At 70.4% G+C, this 21072-nt stretch carries 23 protein-coding genes; 13 read left to right on the forward strand and 10 right to left on the reverse strand.

Features of this window, described 5'->3' with window-relative positions:
* Window positions 1-145: 145 nt before the first annotated feature.
* Window positions 146-418, forward strand: coding sequence for a hypothetical protein (locus tag I0C86_RS03725; protein ID WP_196199771.1), 273 nt, complete (start codon window positions 146-148; stop codon window positions 416-418).
* A gap of 10 nt (window positions 419-428) precedes the next feature.
* Complete coding sequence (pheA, locus tag I0C86_RS03730) at window positions 429-1385, forward strand: prephenate dehydratase (protein ID WP_196199772.1); 957 nt, start codon at window positions 429-431, stop codon at window positions 1383-1385.
* Between the two features lie 125 nt (window positions 1386-1510).
* On the opposite strand, the gene I0C86_RS03735 is transcribed toward pheA, so the two are convergent.
* The 3 genes from I0C86_RS03735 to I0C86_RS03745 all read right to left on the reverse strand — a co-directional run bounded on the left by I0C86_RS03735 (window position 1511) and on the right by I0C86_RS03745 (window position 3238).
* Entirely contained in the window at window positions 1511-2236 is a 726-nt protein-coding gene (locus I0C86_RS03735) for an AIM24 family protein (RefSeq protein ID WP_196199773.1), read from the reverse strand.
* An 80-nt stretch (window positions 2237-2316) separates the two neighbouring features.
* Window positions 2317-2679 (reverse strand): metallopeptidase family protein, encoded by a 363-nt coding sequence (locus I0C86_RS03740; protein ID WP_196199774.1) that lies wholly within the window; start codon window positions 2677-2679, stop codon window positions 2317-2319.
* Between the two features lie 127 nt (window positions 2680-2806).
* A complete protein-coding gene (locus I0C86_RS03745) occupies window positions 2807-3238 on the reverse strand; it encodes an OsmC family protein (RefSeq protein WP_196199775.1) in 432 nt (143 codons plus the stop codon).
* Between the two features lie 163 nt (window positions 3239-3401).
* On the opposite strand from I0C86_RS03745, the gene I0C86_RS03750 reads away from it, so the two are divergent.
* From I0C86_RS03750 to I0C86_RS03765, 4 genes are all read left to right on the forward strand, one after another.
* A complete protein-coding gene (locus I0C86_RS03750) occupies window positions 3402-4229 on the forward strand; it encodes a hypothetical protein (protein ID WP_196199776.1) in 828 nt (275 codons plus the stop codon).
* Between the two features lie 70 nt (window positions 4230-4299).
* Entirely contained in the window at window positions 4300-5556 is a 1257-nt protein-coding gene (gene serS / locus I0C86_RS03755) for a serine--tRNA ligase (RefSeq protein ID WP_196199777.1), read from the forward strand.
* A 149-nt stretch (window positions 5557-5705) separates the two neighbouring features.
* Entirely contained in the window at window positions 5706-6527 is an 822-nt protein-coding gene (locus tag I0C86_RS03760) for an HAD hydrolase family protein (protein ID WP_196199778.1), read from the forward strand.
* The gene (locus I0C86_RS03765) at window positions 6527-7363 is read left to right on the forward strand and encodes an HAD family hydrolase (RefSeq protein WP_196199779.1); all 837 of its coding nucleotides are present in this window, start codon (window positions 6527-6529) and stop codon (window positions 7361-7363) included. The genes I0C86_RS03760 and I0C86_RS03765 overlap by 1 nt, the downstream gene beginning before the upstream one ends.
* A 63-nt stretch (window positions 7364-7426) precedes the next feature.
* Here the strand turns inward: I0C86_RS03765 and I0C86_RS03770 are convergent, their stop codons facing one another.
* Window positions 7427-8065 (reverse strand): bacterial proteasome activator family protein, encoded by a 639-nt coding sequence (locus tag I0C86_RS03770; RefSeq protein ID WP_407676261.1) that lies wholly within the window; start codon window positions 8063-8065, stop codon window positions 7427-7429.
* Window positions 8066-8125: 60 nt separating this feature from the next.
* On the opposite strand from I0C86_RS03770, the gene I0C86_RS03775 reads away from it, so the two are divergent.
* Window positions 8126-9034, forward strand: a complete 909-nt coding sequence (locus tag I0C86_RS03775) for an alpha/beta hydrolase family protein (protein WP_196199781.1) — start codon at window positions 8126-8128, stop codon at window positions 9032-9034.
* Between the two features lie 83 nt (window positions 9035-9117).
* Entirely contained in the window at window positions 9118-10323 is a 1206-nt protein-coding gene (locus I0C86_RS03780) for an ABC transporter substrate-binding protein (protein WP_196199782.1), read from the forward strand.
* A 157-nt stretch (window positions 10324-10480) separates the two neighbouring features.
* Here the strand turns inward: I0C86_RS03780 and ddaH are convergent, their stop codons facing one another.
* Window positions 10481-11266, reverse strand: a complete 786-nt coding sequence (gene ddaH / locus I0C86_RS03785; RefSeq protein WP_196199793.1) for a dimethylargininase — start codon at window positions 11264-11266, stop codon at window positions 10481-10483.
* A 106-nt stretch (window positions 11267-11372) separates the two neighbouring features.
* Here ddaH and I0C86_RS03790 point away from each other — a divergent pair, with 106 nt between their 5' ends.
* The 3 genes from I0C86_RS03790 to I0C86_RS03800 all read left to right on the forward strand — a co-directional run bounded on the left by I0C86_RS03790 (window position 11373) and on the right by I0C86_RS03800 (window position 15804).
* The gene (locus I0C86_RS03790; RefSeq protein ID WP_196199792.1) at window positions 11373-11831 is read left to right on the forward strand and encodes an Lrp/AsnC family transcriptional regulator; all 459 of its coding nucleotides are present in this window, start codon (window positions 11373-11375) and stop codon (window positions 11829-11831) included.
* Window positions 11832-12236: 405 nt separating this feature from the next.
* Window positions 12237-13601, forward strand: a complete 1365-nt coding sequence (locus I0C86_RS03795; protein ID WP_196199783.1) for a glycoside hydrolase family 6 protein — start codon at window positions 12237-12239, stop codon at window positions 13599-13601.
* Window positions 13602-13770: 169 nt separating this feature from the next.
* Entirely contained in the window at window positions 13771-15804 is a 2034-nt protein-coding gene (locus I0C86_RS03800; RefSeq protein ID WP_196199784.1) for a beta-propeller domain-containing protein, read from the forward strand.
* A 113-nt stretch (window positions 15805-15917) separates the two neighbouring features.
* Here I0C86_RS03800 and I0C86_RS03805 read toward each other — a convergent pair whose 3' ends face one another.
* Window positions 15918-17024: a T3SS (YopN, CesT) and YbjN peptide-binding chaperone 1 gene (locus I0C86_RS03805; RefSeq protein ID WP_196199785.1), complete on the reverse strand. Its 1107-nt coding sequence runs from the start codon at window positions 17022-17024 to the stop codon at window positions 15918-15920.
* Between the two features lie 98 nt (window positions 17025-17122).
* On the reverse strand, window positions 17123-18022 hold the full coding sequence (locus tag I0C86_RS03810) for an extracellular catalytic domain type 1 short-chain-length polyhydroxyalkanoate depolymerase (RefSeq protein WP_196199786.1): 900 nt from the start codon (window positions 18020-18022) through the stop codon (window positions 17123-17125).
* An 84-nt stretch (window positions 18023-18106) separates the two neighbouring features.
* Between I0C86_RS03810 and I0C86_RS03815 the strand changes: the two genes are divergently transcribed.
* Complete coding sequence (locus I0C86_RS03815) at window positions 18107-18676, forward strand: PadR family transcriptional regulator (protein ID WP_196199787.1); 570 nt, start codon at window positions 18107-18109, stop codon at window positions 18674-18676.
* A gap of 66 nt (window positions 18677-18742) precedes the next feature.
* Here the strand turns inward: I0C86_RS03815 and I0C86_RS03820 are convergent, their stop codons facing one another.
* Window positions 18743-19771 carry an RNA polymerase subunit sigma-70 gene (locus I0C86_RS03820; protein WP_196199788.1) on the reverse strand — a complete coding sequence of 343 codons (1029 nt, stop codon included), beginning with the start codon at window positions 19769-19771 and terminating at the stop codon, window positions 18743-18745.
* A 94-nt stretch (window positions 19772-19865) separates the two neighbouring features.
* On the opposite strand from I0C86_RS03820, the gene I0C86_RS03825 reads away from it, so the two are divergent.
* Complete coding sequence (locus I0C86_RS03825) at window positions 19866-20237, forward strand: nuclear transport factor 2 family protein (RefSeq protein WP_196199789.1); 372 nt, start codon at window positions 19866-19868, stop codon at window positions 20235-20237.
* A gap of 48 nt (window positions 20238-20285) precedes the next feature.
* On the opposite strand, the gene I0C86_RS03830 is transcribed toward I0C86_RS03825, so the two are convergent.
* Window positions 20286-20543, reverse strand: coding sequence for a DUF6457 domain-containing protein (locus I0C86_RS03830; protein WP_196199790.1), 258 nt, complete (start codon window positions 20541-20543; stop codon window positions 20286-20288).
* On the reverse strand, window positions 20540-21072 hold a 533-nt coding region (gene mobA / locus I0C86_RS03835), incomplete at its 5' end, for a molybdenum cofactor guanylyltransferase (protein ID WP_230393503.1). The genes mobA and I0C86_RS03830, both read right to left, overlap by 4 nt.

Genomic DNA, 21072 nt, shown 5'->3' on the forward strand with positions numbered 1-21072 from the left:
GTCCTCCCCTTCGGCCCGGCCCACGCCCACCCCGACCGTTCCGGCCTCCCCGACTCCGGTCCCGATCCCGACGCCGCCGCCGACGGCGTCACCGACGCCGCCCAGCGGGCTCGTCACCTGCGCGGGCAATCCGAGTCAGGCGCAGGTGACGGCCCTGCTCCGACGCTCGGCCAACCTGCCACGAAGCGCCCGGGTCAGTTATCAGGTGGGACCGCTGTGCGCGGCCAACTGGCAGTTCAGCGTCGTCGCGGTGGCTGGCCGCGAGCCGTTGCAGGCGGTGACGACTGGTAAGGGAAGCGCCCTGCGGCTGATCACCGCCGGCACCGAGGTCTGCACGATCCGGGTGCGTACCGAGGCGCCGACCGCGATCCGGACCGCGGCCTGCGACGCGCCGCCGTCCAGCATCGGAGGTTTGTAGGCTGGGTGTCATGCCCGGAACCCCACCGACCCGCTTCGTGTATCTCGGCCCTGCGGGGACCTTCGCCGAACAGGCGCTGCGCGCCATTCCCGCGGCCGAGCGCGGGAGCCGTACGCCGGCACGCAGCGTTCCCGAGGCGCTGGACGCGGTCCGGGCCGGGGACGCCGACGCGGCCCTGGTTCCGTTGGAGAACTCCATCGGCGGCGCCGTGGCCATCACCCTGGACGAGATGGTCGACGGCGCTCCCCTGGTGATCACGCGCGAGGTGGTGCTGCCGGTCGAGTTCGTGCTCACCGCCCGTCCGGGTCAGGCGTTGGCCGGAATCCGCACGGTGGCGGCGCACCCGCAGGCGTCGACCCAGTGCCGGCGGTGGCTCCGGGACAACCTGCCGGACGCGGTCGTCGTGGACGTCCTCTCCAACGCCGCAGCGGCGGCAGCGGCGGCCGGGGGCGAGCAGGACGCCGCGATCTGTGCGCCGTTCAGCATCGGGCGGCAGCGGTTGGACGTACTCGCTGACAAGATCGCGGACCATGACGACGCGGTCACCCGGTTCGTGCTGCTCAGCCGGCCCGGCCCGCCGCCGCCACGGACCGGCGACGACCTGACCTCACTGGCCGTGTACATCGCCCACGACCGGGTCGGCGCGCTGCTCGCTGTGATGATGGAACTCGCGGTACGCGGAGTCAACCTGACCCGCATCGAGTCCCGGCCCACCGGCGAGGCACTCGGCCGGTACGCGTTCTTCCTCGACTGCACGGGACACGTCGACGAGGACCGGGTCGGTGAGGCGTTGCAGGGGCTGCGCCGGATCTGCGCCGAGGTGCGCTTCCTGGGGTCGTACCCGAGGCATCGCTGGACCACGTCGGGGACCGACCGACCTGTCCCGGCGCCCGCCGGCCTCTCGGACGTCGACTACGCCGACGCGGCGGCCTGGTTGTCCCGGCTGCGCTCGGGCGAGCTGTCCTGACACAGGACACGAGCTGTCCTGACGCAGGACAGGAGCGTCCCGGCGGGCCGTTCCGCGACTCCGGGGCGCCCCGGGCGGGCACCCCGGCGTCGACGGCGAACTCCGGCTCGACGGCCGGCGCGGTCTCAGTCCAGCAGCCCGCCGAGCAGCCCGCCGCTCTGCTGCTCCTGCTGGCCGCTGCCCTGGATCGGCGGCTCCTCGGACGGCTGGACGATCACGAAACCCTGTCCGGCGAAGCTCATCGTGTACGCCTCTCCGGTCCGGCGCCCGAGCAGCGTGCCGAGCCCGAGTTGCTCGGCCCGGTGGTAGCCGGTCTGGAGGTTGGCGGACCAGCAGACCGCGGCCTGCGGGTCGACGTACGTCGGTTGGTCGACGTTCAGCACCACCGGCGTGCCCTTGGTGGTGACGGCGATCCGGCCGTAACCGGTGAACACGCAGTTGAACAGGCCGGACGACGACATCATGCCGGCCCCGCCGACCATCTTGATGTCGTACTGGAGGGTGGAGTCGAACGCGAGCACGCTGGAGCCGTTGATCGACAACGCGTCGCCCGGTTCGAGGTCGATCAGGTGTACGTCCGCCGCGTAGTCGGCAAGGAAGACGTCCCCCCGACCGGTGACCTTCATCAGCGGAACACCCTCGCCGGTGAGCTTCTGCTTGAGAAACTTGCCGAGCCCGCCGGAGCCCAACGCCTGGAACTGCACCTGCCCCTGGTAGGCGACCATCGACCCGACCCGGGCCATCGCCTCGCCGTTGAGTTCGATCTTCAGCATCTTGGAGTTCTGTAGCCGCATCCCTGGCTGGGCGGACTCCTTCTCCAGGTTCTCTGCGGAAAACAGCGCGCTGCGCATCACGTTCCTCCTGACGGGTGGATGACCGAGGGTAGGCAACCGGTGCAAGCCACCCGGCTCTGGGGTACTGACCGCGGACCTCAGCCCCAGCCGAGTTCGTGCAGCCGGTGGTCGTCGATCCCGAAGTGATGGGCGATCTCGTGTACGACCGTGATCGCGACCTCGTCGACGACGTCATCGTCGTTGTCGCAGATCCGCAGGATGGGGTTGCGGTAGATGAGGATCCGGTCCGGCAGCACCCCGCCGTAGTCCCAGCCACGGCTGGTCAGCGCGTGCCCCTCGTAGAGGCCGAGCAGTTCCGGCCCGTCCTCGGGCGACTCGTCCTCGACCAGGATGACCACGTTGCTCATCAGGCCGAGGAGTTCCTCCGGCACCTCGTCGAGGGCCTCGCCGACCAGTTCCTCGAAGCGCTCGCGGCTCATCTCGACTGGCACGGCACCCATTGTGCCGCACCCGACCGGGTCGGCACGGGGCTCGGAAATAGAAGACCGCGATGACCAGGGACCTGTCGACCGTCGGGCCGTCGGCCCGGCGGTCGTGCCCCCGATCACCGCGATCTGGCGGGTCAGGTCAGGCGGAGAGGCGGGCGGTGAGGGAGATGTCGGCGCCCGGCGAGAGGAGTCGGGAGATCGGGCAGTTGGCCTTCGCCCCCTCGGCCAGCTTCGCGAACTGAGCCTCGTCGATACCGGGTACCGCGCCGACGGTGTCGAGGTCGATCCGGGTCACGGTCATGCCGGCCTCGGTCTTGTCCAGGTGCACCTGGGCGGTGGTCTCGACCGAGGTGGGGGTGAACCCGGCATCGGCCAGTGCCTTGGAGAACGCCATCGAGAAACATCCGGCGTGGGCCGCGCCGATCAGCTCCTCGGGATTGGTGCCCTCACCCTCCTCGAAGCGGGACTTGAACGAATAGGGCCCCTCGAAACCGCCCTTGCCGGTGCGGATCGTGCCGGAACCTTCGGTGAGATTGCCCTGCCAGCGGGCGGATGCGGTGCGGATAGGCATGGTCCCGACGCTAGCTCAAAGCGTCCGGCGGCGCGACGACCCGGCGGAAGCCGTCGAACGCGGGCGGGGGCCGCAGCGGCGGATCGGAGCGGAGCGGCGGGGGTGGCGCCGACGGATGCTGTGACATCATCGACGCAAGAGCGTGCCGCGGAAGGGGCCAGTGATGTCTTCCGACCTCCCCATCCCCCGACAGGACCGGCCGGTCGGACACCAGGACACCGCGCCGGACGATCCCTCGGCACCGGGCGACGAGACGGAACCCACAGCGGACGGTGCCAGCGTCGTGTCGTGGGGCGACAGTCCGCGTAACGGCCGGCGGGCCAGCCTCGTGCTCTCCCGGCTCGGTCGGGACGGTCGGCTGGTGCCGGTGGTCGCGATCCTCGGCGCGGGGGCGATCTTCGCCTCGCTGCTGGCTGACTGGGCGGTCACCGTCATGCCGACCGAGGGATCGCCGACCGGCGCCCCGATCGGACTGGCCAGCGGCGTGGCGGACCTGGCGACGTTCGGCACCGCGTACCTGGTCGGCGTGTTCGGGATGATCGGCTGTCTCGCGCTGGTCTTCTTCGGATCTCCCGGAATCCGGCACAACGCCCGGGTACTCGGTCTGGCGTTGACCGCGGCGGTGATCGGGATGCTGGTCGCCGTCACCGGCTCGCTCGACTCGCTCACGAACGACTGGCAGGTGTACGGCGAACTGGGCGGACTGGTCACCGCCTACGGCCGGGGACTGGGTCTGGCGTACCTGGGCAGCGGTGGGCTCGGCCTGGCCCTGTTGCTCGCCGGGCGCTTCGTCCGGCGGACGGCCACCACCGTGGTGCCGGACGACGGCGCCGCAACCCCGACCGGGCCGGCCGATCCGGCCACGCCGGAGGAGAGCGACTGGCCGTGGCGTCGCCCCCGGTCGGCCTCGGCGCCGGACCCGGACGACGAGGACGACCGCTCGACGCCGATCGACCTGACCGTCACCCCGACCAAGCCGTTCACCCACTGACCTCGCCGGGTCCCGGCAGGGGCGTATCTCGATACACCTACGGCGGCGCTCACCGGTAGGCTCGGTTCCCGTGATTGACCTGCGTCTGCTCCGCGACGATCCGGAAACCGTACGACTCAGCCAGCGTGCCCGTGGCGAGTCCGAATCCGTGGTCGACGACCTGCTCCGGGCCGACGAGCAGCGGCGGTCGGCGGTCGGTCGCTTCGAGGCGCTCCGGGCCGAGCAGAAGCAGCTCGGCAAGCGGATGCCCCGGGCCGAGGCCGAGGAGAAGGCCGAGCTGCTCCGCCGGACCAAGGAACTCTCCGCCGAGGTGAAGGCGGCCGAGGCGGCGGTCACCGAGGCCGACGCGACCCTGCGCCGGGCGCAGTACGCGATCCCCAACGTGGTCGAGGAGGGCACCCCGCCCGGCGGCGAGGACGACTACGTGGTGCTGCGCGAGGTCGGTGCCAAGCCCGAGATCGAGAACCCGCGCGACCATCTGGAGTTGGGCGAAGGGCTGCGGGCGATCGACGTCGAGCGTGGCGCGAAGACCTCCGGCAGCCGGTTCTACTACCTCACCGGCGTCGGCGCACTGCTCCAGCTCGGCCTGCTGCAACTCGCCATCGCCCAGGCGGTCGAGTACGGCTTCGTCCCCACCATCACGCCGGCGCTGGTCAAGCCCGAGTCGATGGAGGGCACCGGTTTCCTCGGCTCGCACGCGAGCGAGGTCTACCGGCTCGAAGCCGACGACCTGTTCCTGGTCGGCACCAGCGAGGTGCCGCTGGCCGCGTACCACTCGGGGGAGATCCTCGATCTCGCCGAGCCGGCCCGGTACGCCGGTTGGTCGTCGTGTTTCCGCCGCGAGGCCGGGTCGTACGGCCGGGACACCCGGGGCATCATGCGGGTCCACCAGTTCGACAAGGTCGAGATGTTCTCCTACTGCCGGCCCGAGGAGGCGCACGCCGAGCACCTCCGGCTGCTGGGCTGGGAGGAGGAGATGCTGGCCAAGGTGGAGGTGCCGTACCGGGTGATCGACGTGGCAGCGGGCGACCTGGGCACCAGCGCGGCCCGCAAGTACGACTGCGAGGCCTGGGTGCCGTCGCAGGGCCGCTACCGCGAGGTCACCTCCACCTCCAACTGCACCACCTTCCAGGGCCGCCGGCTGAACGTGCGGTACCGGGACGAGCAGGGCCGGCCGCAGGTGGCCGCCACCCTCAACGGCACGCTGGCCACCACCCGCTGGCTGGTGCCGATCCTGGAGAACCACCAGCAGCCGGACGGCTCGGTACGGGTCCCGAAGGCCCTCCAGCCGTACCTCGGCGGCCGGGACGTGCTCGAACCGAACTGATCTCCCACAGGTGAGGATCACTTCACACAAATGTCATGGAGCGACCGCACAAGGTGAGATACGGTTGCTGCCCCGCCACCGCCGGCTGACCCGGTAGGAGCGCGTTCCGGCAGTTCACCGGGGCCGGCGGGCGGGGCGAAGGAGGAGCCATGCCCCGACCCGGACTGCCGAAGCTGATCGCCACGGATCTCGACGGAACACTTGTCCGCAGCGACGACACCGTATCGGCGTACACCCACGAGGTGCTGGACCGGGTGCGGTCGGCCGGCATCCCGGTGGTGGGTGCCACCGGCCGTGGGCCGCGCCTGTCCGAGCTGACCCGCAACGACATCCGGGCGGCCGACTTCCTGGTGATGGCCGGTGGCGGACGGGTGGTCGACCAGACCGACCCGGCCGGACCGGTGGTGCTCCGGGACGAGCGGCTGCCCGGCGCCGTCCTGGCCGAGCTGCTGCTCGCGATCGAGGCCGAGGTCGGCCCGCTGACCGTGATGGTCGAGGCGCTGGACGGCCCGGACGACCCGTTGTGGGGCGACTTCGACCCGAGTTGGCCGTATCCGGACCGGTTCGAGGCGCGGACCCGGCTCGACTGCCTGAAGACGGACGTGATCAAGGCGTTCGCCCGTACCCCGGACCACGACGTGGACGCCCTGCTCGAAACGGCCCGCCGGGTCGTGCCGCCGGAGCAGGCGTCGATCACCCAGGCCGGTCTCGGCTTCATCGAGATCTGCCCGCCCGGCGTGGACAAGGCCACCGGACTCACCGTGGTGGCCCAGGCGCTCGGGGTCGATCCCGCCGAGGTGCTGGTCTTCGGAGACATGCCCAACGACCTGCCGATGTTCGAGTGGGCCGGCTGGGGCCGGGTGGCCGTCTCGAACGCGCATCCGCTGGTACGGCGGGCCGCCGACGAGGTCACGCTGCGCAACGACGACGACGGGGTAGCGGTCTACCTCGATCGACTACTCTCCCGTTGATGGGACGACTACCCCGGCTGGTGGCCACGGATCTCGACGGCACGCTCCTGCACAAGGACAAGACGCTCAGCGCGCGTACCGTCGAGACGCTCTCCCGGATCTCCGCCGAGGGTGTCGGGGTGGTCCTGGTGACCGGTCGTCCCATCCGCTGGCTGCATCTCGTGTACGAGCAGCTCGGCGCGCCGCTGCCGACGATCTGCGCCAACGGTGCGGTGGTGTACGACCCGATCGCCGACCGGGTGCTCCGGACCGACCCGCTCGCCCCGGACCTGCTCGCCGAGGTGGTACGACGGCTCCGGGCCGAGGTGCCGGGGGTGAACTTCGCCGTGGAGGTCACCGACGGGCGGGAGCTGCGGCACGAGGCCGAGTACCTGTTGAACTGGGATCGCGGCTACCCCGGGATCCGGGCCATCGAGACCGCCGAGGACCTCCTGTCGGCCCCGGCGGTGAAGTTGCTGGCCCGGGCCGGCACCCAGGACCCGGACGTCTTCGTGAAGGTGGTGGCCGGCGCCCTCGCCGGGCTGGCCGAGGCGACCCACTCGTCGTACACGGGGTTGATCGAGATCTCGGCGGCCGGGGTGACCAAGGCGGCGGGACTGGCCTGGTACTGCGCCCAACTGGGGGTGGACGCCGACGACGTGATCGCCTTCGGGGACATGCCGAACGACGTACCGATGCTCACCTGGGTCGGCCGGGCGGTCGCGGTGGCCAACGCCCACCCGGCCGTACTGGAGATCGCCGGGGAGGTGACCGGGAGCAACGAGGAGGACGGCGTCGCCGCGTACCTGGAGGCGCTGCTCGCGGCCGACCGGCCGGATCCCGCCTCGAACGCCTGAGGGAACCCCCGCCGGTCGGCCGTCAGCCGGTTGACCGTCGGCGGTCGGCCGGCGGTCGGCCGGTTACAGGTACTGGCCGGGGCCGGGCCCCTCGCCGGGGTGACCGCCGGGACCGTTGACGCCGGGCATGCCGGGGATCGCCGCACCCGGACCCATCGGCAGGGCCGGACGGTTGCCGGAGCGCATCTGCTCCAACTGCATCCTGGCCGCCATCTGCTGGGCGACCAGTGCGGCCTGGATGCCGTGGAACAGCCCCTCCAGCCAGCCCACCAACTGGGCCTGGGCGACCCGCAGCTCCGCCTCGCTCGGCGTGCCCTCACCGAACGGCAGGGACAGCCGTTCCAGCTCGTCGCGGAGTTCCGGGGCGAGCCCGTCCTCGAGTTCGACGATCGACCGCTGATGGATCTCGCGCAGCCGCTGCCGGCTGGCGTCGTCCAGCGGAGCGGCCTTGACCTCCTCCAGCAGCTGCTTGATCATGCTGCCGATCCGCATCACCTTCGCCGGCTGCTCGATCAGCCGCGAGGGGTCCTCGTCCGCCGGCTCGCCGTCGGTCGGAACGGTGGCGGTGCCGACGGGACGGCCGTCCGGGCCGACCACCAGCACGGCGCCGCCGGGCCGGTTGTCCGCCGTGGCCGACTCGTCGCTGTCTTTCTGGGAACGTGGCACGTCGGTCATGTCCCCATCTTCGCTCAAGCCACCCATCCGCCGCTCGCCGGGACCAGGGCGGATCCCGCCGGAATCACGCGCGGTACGGTCACCGCCATGGCCGAGAGCTTCCGTACCAGGTCAGCCGTTCCGGACGGCCCGGTCGGCGAGGGCTGGTCGGACCCGCACGGGGATCCGCCGGTCGTACCGTCGACCGATCCCGCCCGGCCGTCCGACGATCCGCGTGCGGTGCTCGACCGGCCGGCGCCGCCACCGGACGCGCTGGTCAGGTACGGACCGGACCCGGAGCAGGTCGCCGACCTGAGGTGGCCCAGCACCGCCGCCGGGCCACCCCGACCGCTGGTGGTGGTCGTGCACGGAGGCTTCTGGCGTGCCGAGTACGACCGCCGGCACACCGGCCCGCTCGCCGCCGACCTGGTCGGACGGGGCTATCCGGTCGCCCAGTTGGAGTACCGCCGGACCGGCCAGCCGGGCGGAGGATGGCCGGGCACCTTCGACGACGTCGCCGCCGGGGTTGATGCCCTTCCGGCGCTGACCGACGCCGCGATGCCGGCCGGGCGGATGGCACCGGGCCCCCCGATCCTGCTCGGGCACTCCGCCGGTGGGCACCTCGCGCTCTGGTACGCCCTGCGGAAGCCGATCGGGGTACGCGGGGTGCTCGCCCTGGCGCCGGTCCTCGATCTCGCCCAGGCGTACCGGCTCGACCTGGACGGCGGGGCGGTCGCCGCCCTGCTCGGCGGGGGTCCCGACGACGTCCCGGAGCGGTACGCCCACACGGACCCGGCTCGGAGCCCCGCGCCACAGGTCCGTACGGTGATCCTGCACGGAACGCTGGACCAGCAGGTACCGGTGGAGATGAGCCGCCGCTACGCTGCCGACGTAGGTCACTCCGGGGCCGAGTTACGAATGGTCGAGTTGCCGAACTCCGAGCATTTCGGGCTCGTAGATCCGGAATCGGACGTCTGGTCTGCGGTGATAGCCGGGTTACATTCGATAACCGGATGATCAGACTCCATTGACGCAGCTCCGCATAGCCGGTAGAACCCCGGAGGGGCTGCGAACCCTAGCGCCGCCCTGGGAGGAAATCCGTGTCGCAAATGGACCGCCGACAAGCGCTCAAGATTCTGGGCGCGCTGGGCGCTACGGGACTGGCTGCCGCATGCAGCCGGCTGACCAACACCAACGAGTCGGGCGAAGCGGTCAGCGATGTACCCGTTCGAATCGGCATGATTACCGCACAGTCCGGTAGTTACAAGCCGGTTGGCGACGAAATGGTACGAGGTTTCCAGCTCTATCTTGACCTGAACGACCAGCGGCTGGGCGGTCACCCCGTCGAGCTGGTCATCGCGGACGAGGGCGACACGGTCGAGTCCGGCAAGGCCGCCCTGGACGGACTGCTCAAGCAGAACGTCCTCGCACTCACCGGCGTGGTCAACTCGTCGGTGATGCTGGGTCTGCGGGATGCGGTGGAGCAGGGCAAGGTGCCCCTGATCGGGTCCAACGCCTCGCCGTCGACCCTACAGAGCGTCGTCTACATCTGGCGTACCTCGTACGTGAACGACGAGGCCGGCAGGGCGCTGGCGCCGTACATGCGGGAGCGGGTCCCGGCCAACGGCCGGGTGGCGATCGTCGCGCCCCGGTACGACGCCGGGCAGGACGCGGTGCAGGGCTTCCGGCAGAGCTTCGGGGAGTCCGAGGATCGGATCGCCGACCCCGTCATCTGGACCAAGTACATCGCCGGCAAGCCCGACCGGAACGCGTACGCCAGCGAGATCGACCAGTTGATGGACCGCAATCCCGACGCGCTCTACTGCTGCTTGTCCGGCGAGGCCGCCGTCCAGTTCCTCAAGCGGCTGCACGCGGCGGGCTACCGCAAGGCCGTCTACGGCCCCGGTTTCCTCACCGAGGGACAGGTCCTCGGCCAGCTGAAGCCGCAGGAGGCCAGGAACATCATGACCTCCCTCAACTACTCGGCCGACCTCAACAACACGTCCAACCGTCGATTCGCCTCGGCCTTCCGCAAGGCACACGGCTCGGCCCCGACGACGTACGCGATGGCCTCGTACGACGCGGCGCAGGTGCTGGACAAGGGGATCCGGATCGCCGGAAATGATCTCGACCCGCTACAGCTCAACCTGGCGCTGGGCAAGGTGGGCCAGGTCGACAGCCCGCGCGGTCCGTGGCAGTTCAACCAGCCGCGTACGCCGCAGCAGAAGTGGTACCTGCGCCGGGTGCAGCTCGACGGGCAGGTGCTCTCCAACGTCATGATCAACGAGTTGGCGACGCTCGGCTGATCCGCCGCACCACCATCGAGGTCCGGGCCCGACAGCGTGTCGGGCCCGGCTCAGGAGAGGGCTGAATTCGGCCCGGATGGCGTACCCGGCCGCCCCGGGGAGGGAGTTCGGCGACTCAGGGACGGAGTTCGGCGACTCAGGGACGGAGTTCGGCGGCTCAGGGACGGAGTTCGGCGACGCAGCACTTGACGCTGCCGCCGCCCTTCTTCAGCTCGGCGAGTTCGACCTGGACCGGGGTGTATCCGGCCGCCGCGACCTTGGCCGCCATTCCGGTGGCCTCGCTGTTGAGGATCACGTGCCGCCCGTCGCTCACCAGGTTCAGCCCGAAGGCGAACGCGTCGACCTCGTCCGCGAGGATCGCGTCCGGGAAGAGCTGGGCCAGCACCCGCTGGGAGGCGACCGAGAACGCCCCCGGGAAGTAGGCGATGTTCTGGTCGTCGAGCGGGGCCAGCGCGGTGTCCAGGTGGTAGAAGCGCGGGTCCACCAGCCGTAGCGAGACGACCGGGCGACCGAGCACCTCCTGCGCCTCGGCGTGCGCGGTCGAGGAGGTCCGGAAGCCGTACCCGGCCAGGATCAGGCCACCGTACGCGTCCGGCAGGTAGGCGAAGTCGCCCTCGCCCTCGTTGGTCTCGGCCGGCGCGACGAACCGCCAGCCGTACGCGTCGTAGAAGGCCCGGTGCGCCGTCGCCTCGGCGGCCCGCTGCCGGTGCCGGAACCGGGCGCCGTAGCTGGTGCCGTCCACCACGAACGCGCCGTTCGCCGCGTAGACCATGTCGGGCAGGCCCGGCTCCGGGGTGAGCTCGTGAACCGTGTGACCAAGGTCCAGCAGCGTCTCCCGCAGTTGGTGCCACTGCTTGACCGCCAGCTCCGGGTCGACCGGGGTGGCGGTGTCCATCCACGGGTTGATCGCGTACTCCACGGTGAAGTACTCCGGCGGACACAGAAGATATGTCCGCTTTCTGGGGATCCTCGGCTGGTTCACGGATCCAAGGGTAGGTACGGTACAGGTTCACTAACAGCCGAAATTGTTGCCTGCGAGAGGCAGAACGTTGCAGATCGACGAGATTGACCAGCGAATCATTGCGTCGCTCGTGGCCGACGCCCGGTCGTCGTACGCGGAGATCGGTTCCCGGGTCTCGCTCTCGGCCCCGGCCGTGAAGCGGCGGGTCGATCGACTGCGGGCGGCCGGGGTCATCCGGGGATTCACCACCGTCATCGACCCGGCGGCCGTCGGCTGGAACACCGAGGCCTTCGTGGAACTCTTCTGCACCGGCCGGACCACGCCGACCCAGATCACCGTGGCTACCCGGCGGCACCCGGAGGTGGTCGCCGCGTACACGGTGTCGGGCGAGGCCGACGCGCTGGTCCATCTCCGGGCGGCCGACATCGCACATCTGGAGCAGGCACTGGAGCGACTCCGCGCCGAGCCCTTCGTCACCTCGTCCCGAAGCATGATCGTGCTGTCCCGGCTGGTCGACTCACCGACCGTGGTCCCCGCACCGTCCTGATCACGCGCACCGTCCTGATCACGCGCACCGTCCTGATCACGCGCACCGTCCTGATCACGCGCTCCGTCCTTCCCACGACGCACCGGAAGCTGATCCCGCCGCTTTGGGCATGACCGGCGCAGATGCGGCATTCGATCATGTTGATATTTCTGTCCCGTTTCCCACTGGTTGCAGCGGAAGCGTTCCCATGTAATGATGGGCATCAATTGGTACTTGTAGTCGCGGAGCCGGGCAAGAACATTACGTCGCCCAGGGCAACCGATTTCCGGAAATGGGCGACGCGACGCCGAATCCCGCCAGCCACCAACGCGGGTGATCGGCCATCAGCACCACCGACCTGAAAAGCCCGTCGCGTGGTCCCGACCGGACCGCGACGGCGGTCGAGACCGCGCCAAGGAGTATTCGATGGAAACCAATCACTTACATCGAGGTAAGTGGACACCGGCACGTCGAGGACTGGCCGCCGCCGCGGCCCTGACCCTCGTCTCCGGCCTGATCGTCGGCAACGCCGGTCCGGCCGGCGCGGCTCCCCGGGTGGACAACCCGTACGAGGGAGCCACGGTCTACGTGAACCCGGACTGGGCCGCGAAGGCCACCGCCAGCGGTGGCTCCGCGATCGCCGACCAGCCCACCGCGGTCTGGCTGGACCGCCGCGCCGCGATCGAGGGCACCGGGGGCGCCCGTGGCCTGCGGGCCCACCTGGACACCGCCGTCGAGCAGGGCGCCGACCTGATCCAGATCGTCATCTACAACCTGCCCGGCCGGGACTGTTCCGCGCTGGCCAGCAACGGCGAACTGGGCCCGGACGACATCGACATCTACCAGTCCGAGTACATCGATCCGATCGTCGAGATCATGGGTGATCCGGCCTATGCCGACCTGCGGATCGTCAACATCGTCGAGATCGATTCGCTGCCCAACCTGGTCACCAACGTCGGCTCCCGGGAAACCGCGACGCCCGAGTGCGACGAAATGCTGGCCAACGGCAACTATGTCGCCGGAGTGGGATACGCGCTCGCGCAACTCGGCTCGCTGGAGAACACCTACAACTACATCGACATCGGGCACCACGGCTGGCTCGGCTGGGACGACAACTTCAACGCGGCCGCGGAACTCTTCCACGAGGCGGCGACCGCGAACGGCAGCACCGTGGACGACGTGCACGGTTTCATCAGCAACACCGCCAACTACGGCGCGCTGCGTGAGGAGTTCTTCGACGCCAACACCGTGGTCGGCGGTCGGCCGGTCCGCGAGAACACGACCTGGGTCGACTGGAACCGCTTCGTCGACGAGCTGTCGTACGCCCAGGCGTACCGGGACAAACTCGTCTCGGTCGGCTTCAACTCGAACATCGGCATGTTGATCGACACCTCCCGCAACGGCTGGGGCGGCTCGGCGCGGCCGACCAGCGCCAGCAGCTCGACCGACCCGAACACCTTCGTCAACGAATCACGGATCGACCGCCGGATCCACCTCGGCAACTGGTGCAACCAGTCCGGCGCCGGCATCGGAGAGCGGCCGACCGCGGCCCCGGAGGACGGCATCGACGCGTACGTCTGGATCAAGCCCCCGGGCGAGTCGGACGGCGCCAGCCGGGAGATCGAGAACGACGAGGGCAAGGGCTTCGACCGGATGTGCGACCCGACGTACACCGGGAACCCGCGTAACCAGAACAACATGTCGGGTGCTCTGCCGGACGCCCCGCTCTCCGGACACTGGTTCGAGGCCCAGTTCCGGGAGCTGCTCGCCAACGCCTACCCGCCGCTGTGATCCTCCCGATCCTTGCCCGGGACTGAGGATCTATCCGGCAGCAGCACGGTAGGGGCACCTGGTGCGGTCGACATCGACCGCACCAGGTCCGCGTCCGGCGACCGACGTGCCGGACCGGAACCGGGTATCGATCGGGAACGCCAACGCGGGGCGGCGCGTCGAACCGGGCATGAGACGCGTACGGGGAACCCGAGCCGCCACCGTCGGCACAGCGCTGTTCGCCAGCCTGACGCTGTTGTCCGGCACCCTGCTCGCCGGCTGCACGGCCGACCCGGAGCCGACCCCGCCGCCGGCCGATCCCGGCGTACCGGCCAGCGGGTTCCGGCTCGTCGCCTTCGACTCCTGTACGGACGCGCTGGCGCAGCTCAAATCCGCCGCGAAGGCGTACGTCGGGCCGTACGGCTTCGCCAGTGGCGGTTGGGGACGGGGTGGCCCGGCGTTCACCGGCCGCGATGCCGGCGGGCCCCAGCGGGCCGGTGTCGCCGAGGACAGCGCCGGCGCGCAGGATACGGCGGCGGGCCCGGCGTACTCGGGGACCAACACCCACGAGGCCGGGGTGGACGAACCGGACCTGGTGAAGACGGACGGTCGGCGGATCGTCACGGTCAGCCGGGGAACGCTGCGGGTGGTCGATCCGGCGAGTCGCCGGCTGACCGGCAGCCTGAAGCTGGATTCCGGCCCGGACGGCAGCTGGTTCGACACCAACCTGCTGTTGCACGGGGACCGGGCGCTGGTGCTGGTCCGGGGCCAGAGCATGGCCGTGCCGGAGGGCATCCGCCGGGGCGGTGACGACATGCCGCCGATCGACAAGAACGTGATCACGGGCGCCCGGCTGATCCTGGTCGACCTCGCCGGCCCGCCGAAGATCCTCGGCGAGTACCGGTTCGACGGCGACCTGGTCGACGCCCGGCAGGTCGGTGCGACCGCCCGAGTCGTGGTCCGGTCCGCACCCCGACTGGAGTTCCCGCTCAACAAGAGCGAGGGGCCGGTCAACGAGAAGAAGAACCTCGCCACCAACCGGAAGATCGTCGACGAGGCCGGCATCGACGCCTGGTTGCCCCGCTACCAGACCGTCACCGCCGACGGTCGGACCAGCACCGGACGGGTCGGCTGCGACCGGGTGAGCCGGCCGGCGGTCTACTCCGGCACGTCGCTGATCTCCATCCTCAGCTTCGACCTCGGCACGGCCAGCCTCGGCGACGGCGACCCGGTGACGGTCGCCGCCGACGGCGACACCGTCTACAGCAACGGGTCACGGCTCTACATCGCCAGCGACCTGCGCTGGCGGGTGATGCCGTCCCTGATCCAGAACAAGACGGCGGTGCCGGAGGCGAAGGACGAGCAGACCGAGATCTACCAGTTCGACACCTCGGGTCCCGGCCACCCCAGGTACGTCACCGCCGCGACCGTCCCAGGCTTTCTGATCAACCAGTACGCGCTCTCCGAATGGGACGGGCACCTGCGGGTCGCCACCACGAGCGGTCGCATCTGGGACGAGAACTCGAAGTCCAGTTCCAGCGTCTACGTGCTGCGGGCGGACGGGCGGACGCTGACCGAGACCGGCCGGGTCACCGGACTGGGCAAGGGGGAACGCATCTACAGCGTGCGGTTCGCCGAGGGCACCGGCTACGTCGTGACGTTCCGGCAGACCGACCCGCTCTACACGGTGGATCTGCGGGATCCGAGGTCGCCGAGGGTCACCGGAGAACTGAAGATCAACGGCTACTCGGCGTACCTGCATCCGGTCGGTGCCGGACGGCTGATCGGGATCGGCCAGGAGGCGGATTCGCGGGGTCGTGTCCAGGGCACCCAGGTCTCCCTGTTCGACGTCTCGGATCTGGACAGGCCGACCCGGATCGCCCAGCACCACGTCCGGTACGGCCACTCCGAGGCCGAGTTCGACCCGCACGCCTTCCTCTACTGGCCGGCGACGAACTCGCTGGTGGTGCCGCTGTCCGCGTACGGCCGGACGACGACGGACGCCAGCGCGACGGGCGGGGCGCTGGTGCTGCGGGTGACCGACGGTGGCTTCACCGAGGCGGGCCGGGTCGACCACGCCGAGGTGAAGCCGACGTCGACCGGGCTGGACGGGACGATCCGTCGTTCGCTGATGATCGACGGCGTCCTCTGGACCGTCTCCGACGGTGCCGTCAAGGCCACCGACCTCGCCACCCTGAGCACGCTCGGCGTCATCCGGACCTGATCTGGAACTGATCCAGACCTGGTCGGGACCTGGTCCGGACCTGGTCCGGACCTGGTCCGGACCTGATCCAGACCTGATCCGGCGGGCCGACCGCCGGGCCAGGTCCGGGTGGACTAGAGGTACATCCCCGTCCGGTGCTCGCCGGGATCGCGGTGCTGCGGCTTGTCCCCCTCGCCGAAGAACCGCCGGCCGCCGAACTCGCCGTGCAGCCGGTCGTCCAACTCGTCGGCGAGACCGGTCATCACCTGCACCGCGAGCATCAGATGGGTGGCCTGGAAGTTGCGGCCGAAGACCGGGATGGAGGCCCAGACGGTGTCATTGGTGCAGTAGAGCCGGCCGATCGGCATCCGGTTCGTCAGCTCGGAGAGCTTGACGTAGAGCTGCTCGGTCGGCTCGATCTCGGTGAGCACGGGCGAGAAGACGTCGACCAGCGGGGGGTTGTCCCGGACCCGGACGAAGACCATCGCCGAGCCGGCCCGGATGCCGATGTCACCGTCGGAATCGACCTGGAGTTGTTCCGCCGACGACTTCATCATCGCCGAGACCACGGTCCGGACCCGTTCCTCCAGCGCGAGGCTCTCCTCGCCGGCCTGGGCGGCCCGGGCGGCGGCGAGCGCCTCGTCGAGATCGAGGTCGAGGTTCTGGTCGGCGGCGACCTCCGGCCGGGCGGTGCCGAGCGGTTCGACGGCGATCGGCTCGTCGGACTCGTCGTGGACCAGGAAGACGAGGAACGCGGGGTGCGGCGCTCCGTACACGTCACGCAGGGTCCGGGAGACCGTGGTGGCGAGACGGGCCGCGTCGGCCGTACGGACCCGCATCCCGAAGTGGCCGCCGGAACCCTCGACCACCCCCGGCGGCGACCAACCGAGCGCGATCATGTCGGCGACCGCGGCGCGGTCCAGCCGGTACCCCTGGGGCAGGGCGGCATTACCCACCGCCCGTACGTCGATCCGACCGTCGTCGCCGAGCTCGATGCTCACCGAGTAGACCGCGTCGCCGGTGCCGGACGCGGTCGGATCGAGAGTCAACGCGACCTGCGCCCCCGGCGGCAGGCCGCGAATCTGGGTGGCGAGCGCCCGAGCGAACTCCTGCCACGCCTCGGTCACCTTGACCCGCAGGTCCGCGGTGGTCGGTTCGTCGAGCAGGATCGACTCGTGATGATCGGCCGGGTTCCCCTCGGTCACTTCGTCCCCCGGCGCCTCAGGGTGTTCAGCCGCCATAACCGCCTCCGTCCGTCAGGGCACCGCACACCCTACCCAGCGGACCGGGTGCCAGGGATAGTGCGGACCCCGATCAGACACCATCGGAGTGCGAACCGTCACGGACGGCGGGGGTGGGTCGCGAAGAACTCCCACATCGCGACGCTGGCATCGACGGCCGCCTTGTACCCGGTCGCGGCTGGCCAGGCGTGTCCCATCCCGTTCACCGTGTAGTCGACGACCTCGCTGCCATCGGCGCAGGTGCTGGTCGTGCGGTTCACCGTCTTGACCGGGTCGACCCAGGCCGGCTCGCCGACCTTGCAGCCGAGATTGCGCTGCCACCGGGCCAGCCCGCCGTACATCCGGGAGGAGTTGCGGTCGTTCCGGCCAATGAAGGTGATCACCGAGACGGGCCGGGACGGTTTGTAATTTGGGTCACTCGCCGCCGGGCCACTGCTGAAGGCCCCACTGACCGGCGCGATCGCGGCAAAGACCTCGGCGGCCTCGACGCCCAGCGCGTACGTCAGTTCGGCGCCGGAGGAGAAGCCCGTCGCGTACACCCGGGTGGGGTCGACCGACCAGGTACTGACCAGTTGCTCGACGATGGCCCTCACGAAGTTGATGTCGTCGCCCTGTTCGGCCACCCGGCTGAACTGGGTGTTCAGTGCCTTCGGATAGGCGACCAGGAAGCCCTCCTTGTCGGCCAGGGCGTTCAGTCCGCTTGTACTGCCCAGCGCGTCGACGCTCTGGCCGGTGCCGTGCAGGGCGATCACCAGCGGCGTCGGCGTACCGGGACGGTATCCGGGCGGGGCGTGCAGTACCCAGGTCCGCTCCTTGCCTGCCCGGTCGAGCGCCATGCTGTGGTCGCCCGGCGCCGGCGGGACCTCCGGGCGGGTCGAGCGGGTCGGGCTCGGGGCGGCGTCCGGACCGGCGTCGTCCTCCGCGCCACATCCCGTGACGGTGCCGATGACCGCCGTCAACGCGACCGTGGCCAGGATCGATCGTCCAACTCTGCGCATCGGGTCCCCCGTCTCAGCATTCACTTGTTGTCGTGGGACTATGTCAAAAATGACATAGCAATGTCATGATCAGGAGATAACAGTTTGGCTACCGTCAGCGCGCTGGGTTACGCCCTGCTGTGCGCCCTCCATCGAGGCCCGCTCACCGGATATGACCTGGTCCAGCGGATGGCGAAACCGATCGGCTACTACTGGACCGCGCGGCAGAGCCAGATCTATCCCGAGCTGGCCCGACTGTCGGCGGCCGGCCTGATCGAGCACGACGCCGAGGACGGTCCAGGGCCGAGACAACGCAAGACGCACCGGCTCACCGCCGCCGGGCGGGAGACCCTCGCCGCCTGGCTGGTCGAACCACCCGCACCCCGGGCCCCCCGCGACGAGGCGGTGCTCAAGACGTACGCCCTCGCGGCGGCCGATCCGGACCGGATGCGGGAGTTCTACCTCGCCGAGGCCGAGGCGTACCAGCGACGACTCGACGACTTCCGCGCCCAGCATGCGGAGCTGCGCAGCCGGAACGGGGACGATCCCGCACATCCCCAGTTCGGCGCGTACGCCACCCTGGAACTGGCGGTGCTCAGCACGCCGGTCCGGATTCAGTGGTGCCGCTGGATGGCCGAGCGGATGGCCGAACTCGGTCGACGACGGGCCCGATGAGCGGACTCGGTACCGCCACGCCGGCCAGGTCGTCCGGAGCGGGTTGCCGGCGACGGCCACTGAGCGCTAGGCAGGCCGGGAAGGGGCGTACTCCCCGGTCCGGGCCAGCGACGGCAGCCCGAACCGGTCGAACAACCGGTTGTCCAGGAACCGGGTCATCCCGCCGATCCCGGCGCCGACGATGGTCAACACCATGATCCCTGCGGGCCTGCCGACCTGCTCGCCCGGTTCGGCGTGGTAGCAGCCGTACGCCGGCTGCCGGTTCGCCCGGGTCGGCACCAGCAGCAGGCGCCGCTGGCCCCGCCATGCCCCGCTGGCCCGGAGGAACGACGCCACGGCGGCCGGGCCGTGGTACTCGTGCGGCGCCGGCGGCATGGCCAGCCAGACGTCGTCGGTGAGCAGCCCCAGCAAGCCCTCGAGGTCGCGGGCGACGAACGCCGCGGCGAAACGCCTTGACAGCTCCTGTTCCTGGGACGAGCCGGCAGCCACCCGGTGCCCCGTGGAAAGGCTCCGGTCCAGCGTGGCCCGGGCCCGCTGCAGCGCACCCTTCACCGCAGTCTCGGTGGTGTCGAGCATCCCGGCCACCTCGGCCGCCGAGTACCCCAACACGTCGCGCAGCACCAGTGTGGCGGCCTGGCGCGGCGGCAACCGCTGGAGCCCGGCCATGAACGCCAGCTCGACCGACTCCTGAAGGGCGTATCGCGTCTCCGGACCCGGCCCCTGGTCGGGCACCCGGTCGAGCAGCGCGTCAGGGTACGGCTGCAACCAGGTCGTCTCCGAGCGGCGGGTCGGTTCGGGCGGTGGGAACGGCGGCACCGGCGAGGGCGGGATCCGGCGTGCGCCGTCACGGATGGCGTTCAGGCAGCGGTTGGTGGCGATCCGGTACAGCCAGGTTCGGATCGAGGCCCGCCCCTCGAAGTCAGCCAGTCCGCGCCAGGCCGCCAGCAGCGCCTCCTGCAACATGTCCTCGGCGTCGGTCAACGACCCCAACAGCCGGTAGCAGTGCAGGTGCAGCTCGCGCCGGTACGGCTCGACCAGCTCCTGGAACGCCCGATCGTCACCGGCTCGGGCGCGCGCCAGCAGAACCTCGGTCACGCTCGGATCCTGCCACGCCGGACCGTTCCGTTTCCGCGTCGACCGGTGTCGGTACCGGCAGAGACAACCGATCCGATGAGCACCTGGAGTGACGATGACCGATCAGAACAGTCCCGCGCTGCGCGTGGCGTTGGCGTACCACCAGGCGTGGACGGGCAGGAATCTCGACGAGGCCATGGCGTACGTCGCCGACGACGTCGTGTGTGACGCCCCGGCGGGCCGGATCGAGGGCGCGGATGCCTACCGCGCGTTGATGGAGCCGTTCGTACAGATGCTGATCAGCGCCGAGACGGTCGCCGCGTTCGGCGACGAGGAGCAGGCGATCGTGGTGTACGACACGACGACGACGCTGGTATCGAGCGGGCCGGCCGCCGAGTGTGTCACCGTCCGGGACGGCAGGATCGCGTACAGCAGGTTCATCTTCGACCGGCTCCCGTTCCAACTGGCCCGGTCGACCGCTTCCTGACCGGACCTGCCGACGGGGTACCACCGGCAGGGGGCGGCGGCCGGACAGCTAGGCGGGCTCCGGCACGTCGGACCCGTCCGGGGGCCAGTTCTGGGCCAGGCTGGCCAGTCCGGCCGCCGCGACCACCGGGTCCGCGCCCCGACCGACCGCGACCCCGAGCAGGTACGCGGTGACCGGCGCACCGGGCCGGAGCACGTTATGAGCCACGTCGCGGGCCAGATCGAGAACCTGCGGCACGTCGAGATCCGCCGGATCGAGGTCGAGTTCGGCACACGCCGCCGCCACCCAGCGGTCCATCGTCGTCATCGAATCCATTCCTCCGCCCGGCGTAGGTCGTCATCAGTGTCGCAGTCGAACCAGGGCGGCGGACCCGCTCCACCCCAGGCCACTCCGATCACGGTCAACTCCGCCATCAGGGCCCGCATCGACGTACCGGCCAGGACGCCGTCGTGCCGGGCGGCCAGCCTGCCGAGCGCCGCGCGCAACGACCCCAGCCGCCAGACGCCGCACAGCCACTGCTGCCGTTCGTCGCTGTCGAGGTAGACGACACCGTCCGCCGTATCGGACCGGGCCAGTGCGGTACGCAGGTCCCGCACCGCCGCCGCCGTCAACAGCGGCAGGTCGGCGGCGAGCAGCGCAACGATGGTCGTACCCGGATCGGCGCGCTCGGCGACCAGGGCCAGCCCGGCGGCGGTGGCGGCGACCGGCCCACCGCCCGGCGGCTCCTCCCGGGTTTCCCGGACCCCGGCCGGAAGGCTGCCGGTCGAGCCGACCACGATCCGGGGCGCGGCATCGGCAACCGCCGCGAGCACCCGGTCCCGCATCGGAGTTCCGC

Origin of the sequence: Plantactinospora alkalitolerans (assembly GCF_015690345.1) — a bacterium.
Taxonomy (GTDB): domain Bacteria; phylum Actinomycetota; class Actinomycetes; order Mycobacteriales; family Micromonosporaceae; genus Plantactinospora; species Plantactinospora alkalitolerans.

Bases quoted from the DNA above. Each gene is read 5' to 3' on its own strand.
- I0C86_RS03760 (WP_196199778.1), top strand. From the start codon at position 5,706: ATGCCCCGACCCGGACTGCCGAAGCTGATCGCCACGGATCTCGACGGA.
- I0C86_RS03805 (WP_196199785.1), bottom strand. From the start codon at position 17,024: ATGGCGGCTGAACACCCTGAGGCGCCGGGGGACGAAGTGACCGAGGGG.
- I0C86_RS03825 (WP_196199789.1), top strand. From the start codon at position 19,866: ATGACCGATCAGAACAGTCCCGCGCTGCGCGTGGCGTTGGCGTACCAC.
- I0C86_RS03750 (WP_196199776.1), top strand. From the start codon at position 3,402: ATGTCTTCCGACCTCCCCATCCCCCGACAGGACCGGCCGGTCGGACAC.
- I0C86_RS03795 (WP_196199783.1), top strand. From the start codon at position 12,237: ATGGAAACCAATCACTTACATCGAGGTAAGTGGACACCGGCACGTCGA.
- I0C86_RS03800 (WP_196199784.1), top strand. From the start codon at position 13,771: ATGAGACGCGTACGGGGAACCCGAGCCGCCACCGTCGGCACAGCGCTG.
- I0C86_RS03810 (WP_196199786.1), bottom strand. From the start codon at position 18,022: ATGCGCAGAGTTGGACGATCGATCCTGGCCACGGTCGCGTTGACGGCG.
- I0C86_RS03775 (WP_196199781.1), top strand. From the start codon at position 8,126: ATGGCCGAGAGCTTCCGTACCAGGTCAGCCGTTCCGGACGGCCCGGTC.
- I0C86_RS03745 (WP_196199775.1), bottom strand. From the start codon at position 3,238: ATGCCTATCCGCACCGCATCCGCCCGCTGGCAGGGCAATCTCACCGAA.
- I0C86_RS03765 (WP_196199779.1), top strand. From the start codon at position 6,527: ATGGGACGACTACCCCGGCTGGTGGCCACGGATCTCGACGGCACGCTC.
- I0C86_RS03735 (WP_196199773.1), bottom strand. From the start codon at position 2,236: ATGCGCAGCGCGCTGTTTTCCGCAGAGAACCTGGAGAAGGAGTCCGCC.
- pheA (WP_196199772.1), top strand. From the start codon at position 429: ATGCCCGGAACCCCACCGACCCGCTTCGTGTATCTCGGCCCTGCGGGG.
- I0C86_RS03740 (WP_196199774.1), bottom strand. From the start codon at position 2,679: ATGGGTGCCGTGCCAGTCGAGATGAGCCGCGAGCGCTTCGAGGAACTG.
- I0C86_RS03770 (WP_407676261.1), bottom strand. From the start codon at position 8,065: ATGGGTGGCTTGAGCGAAGATGGGGACATGACCGACGTGCCACGTTCC.
- I0C86_RS03830 (WP_196199790.1), bottom strand. From the start codon at position 20,543: ATGACGACGATGGACCGCTGGGTGGCGGCGGCGTGTGCCGAACTCGAC.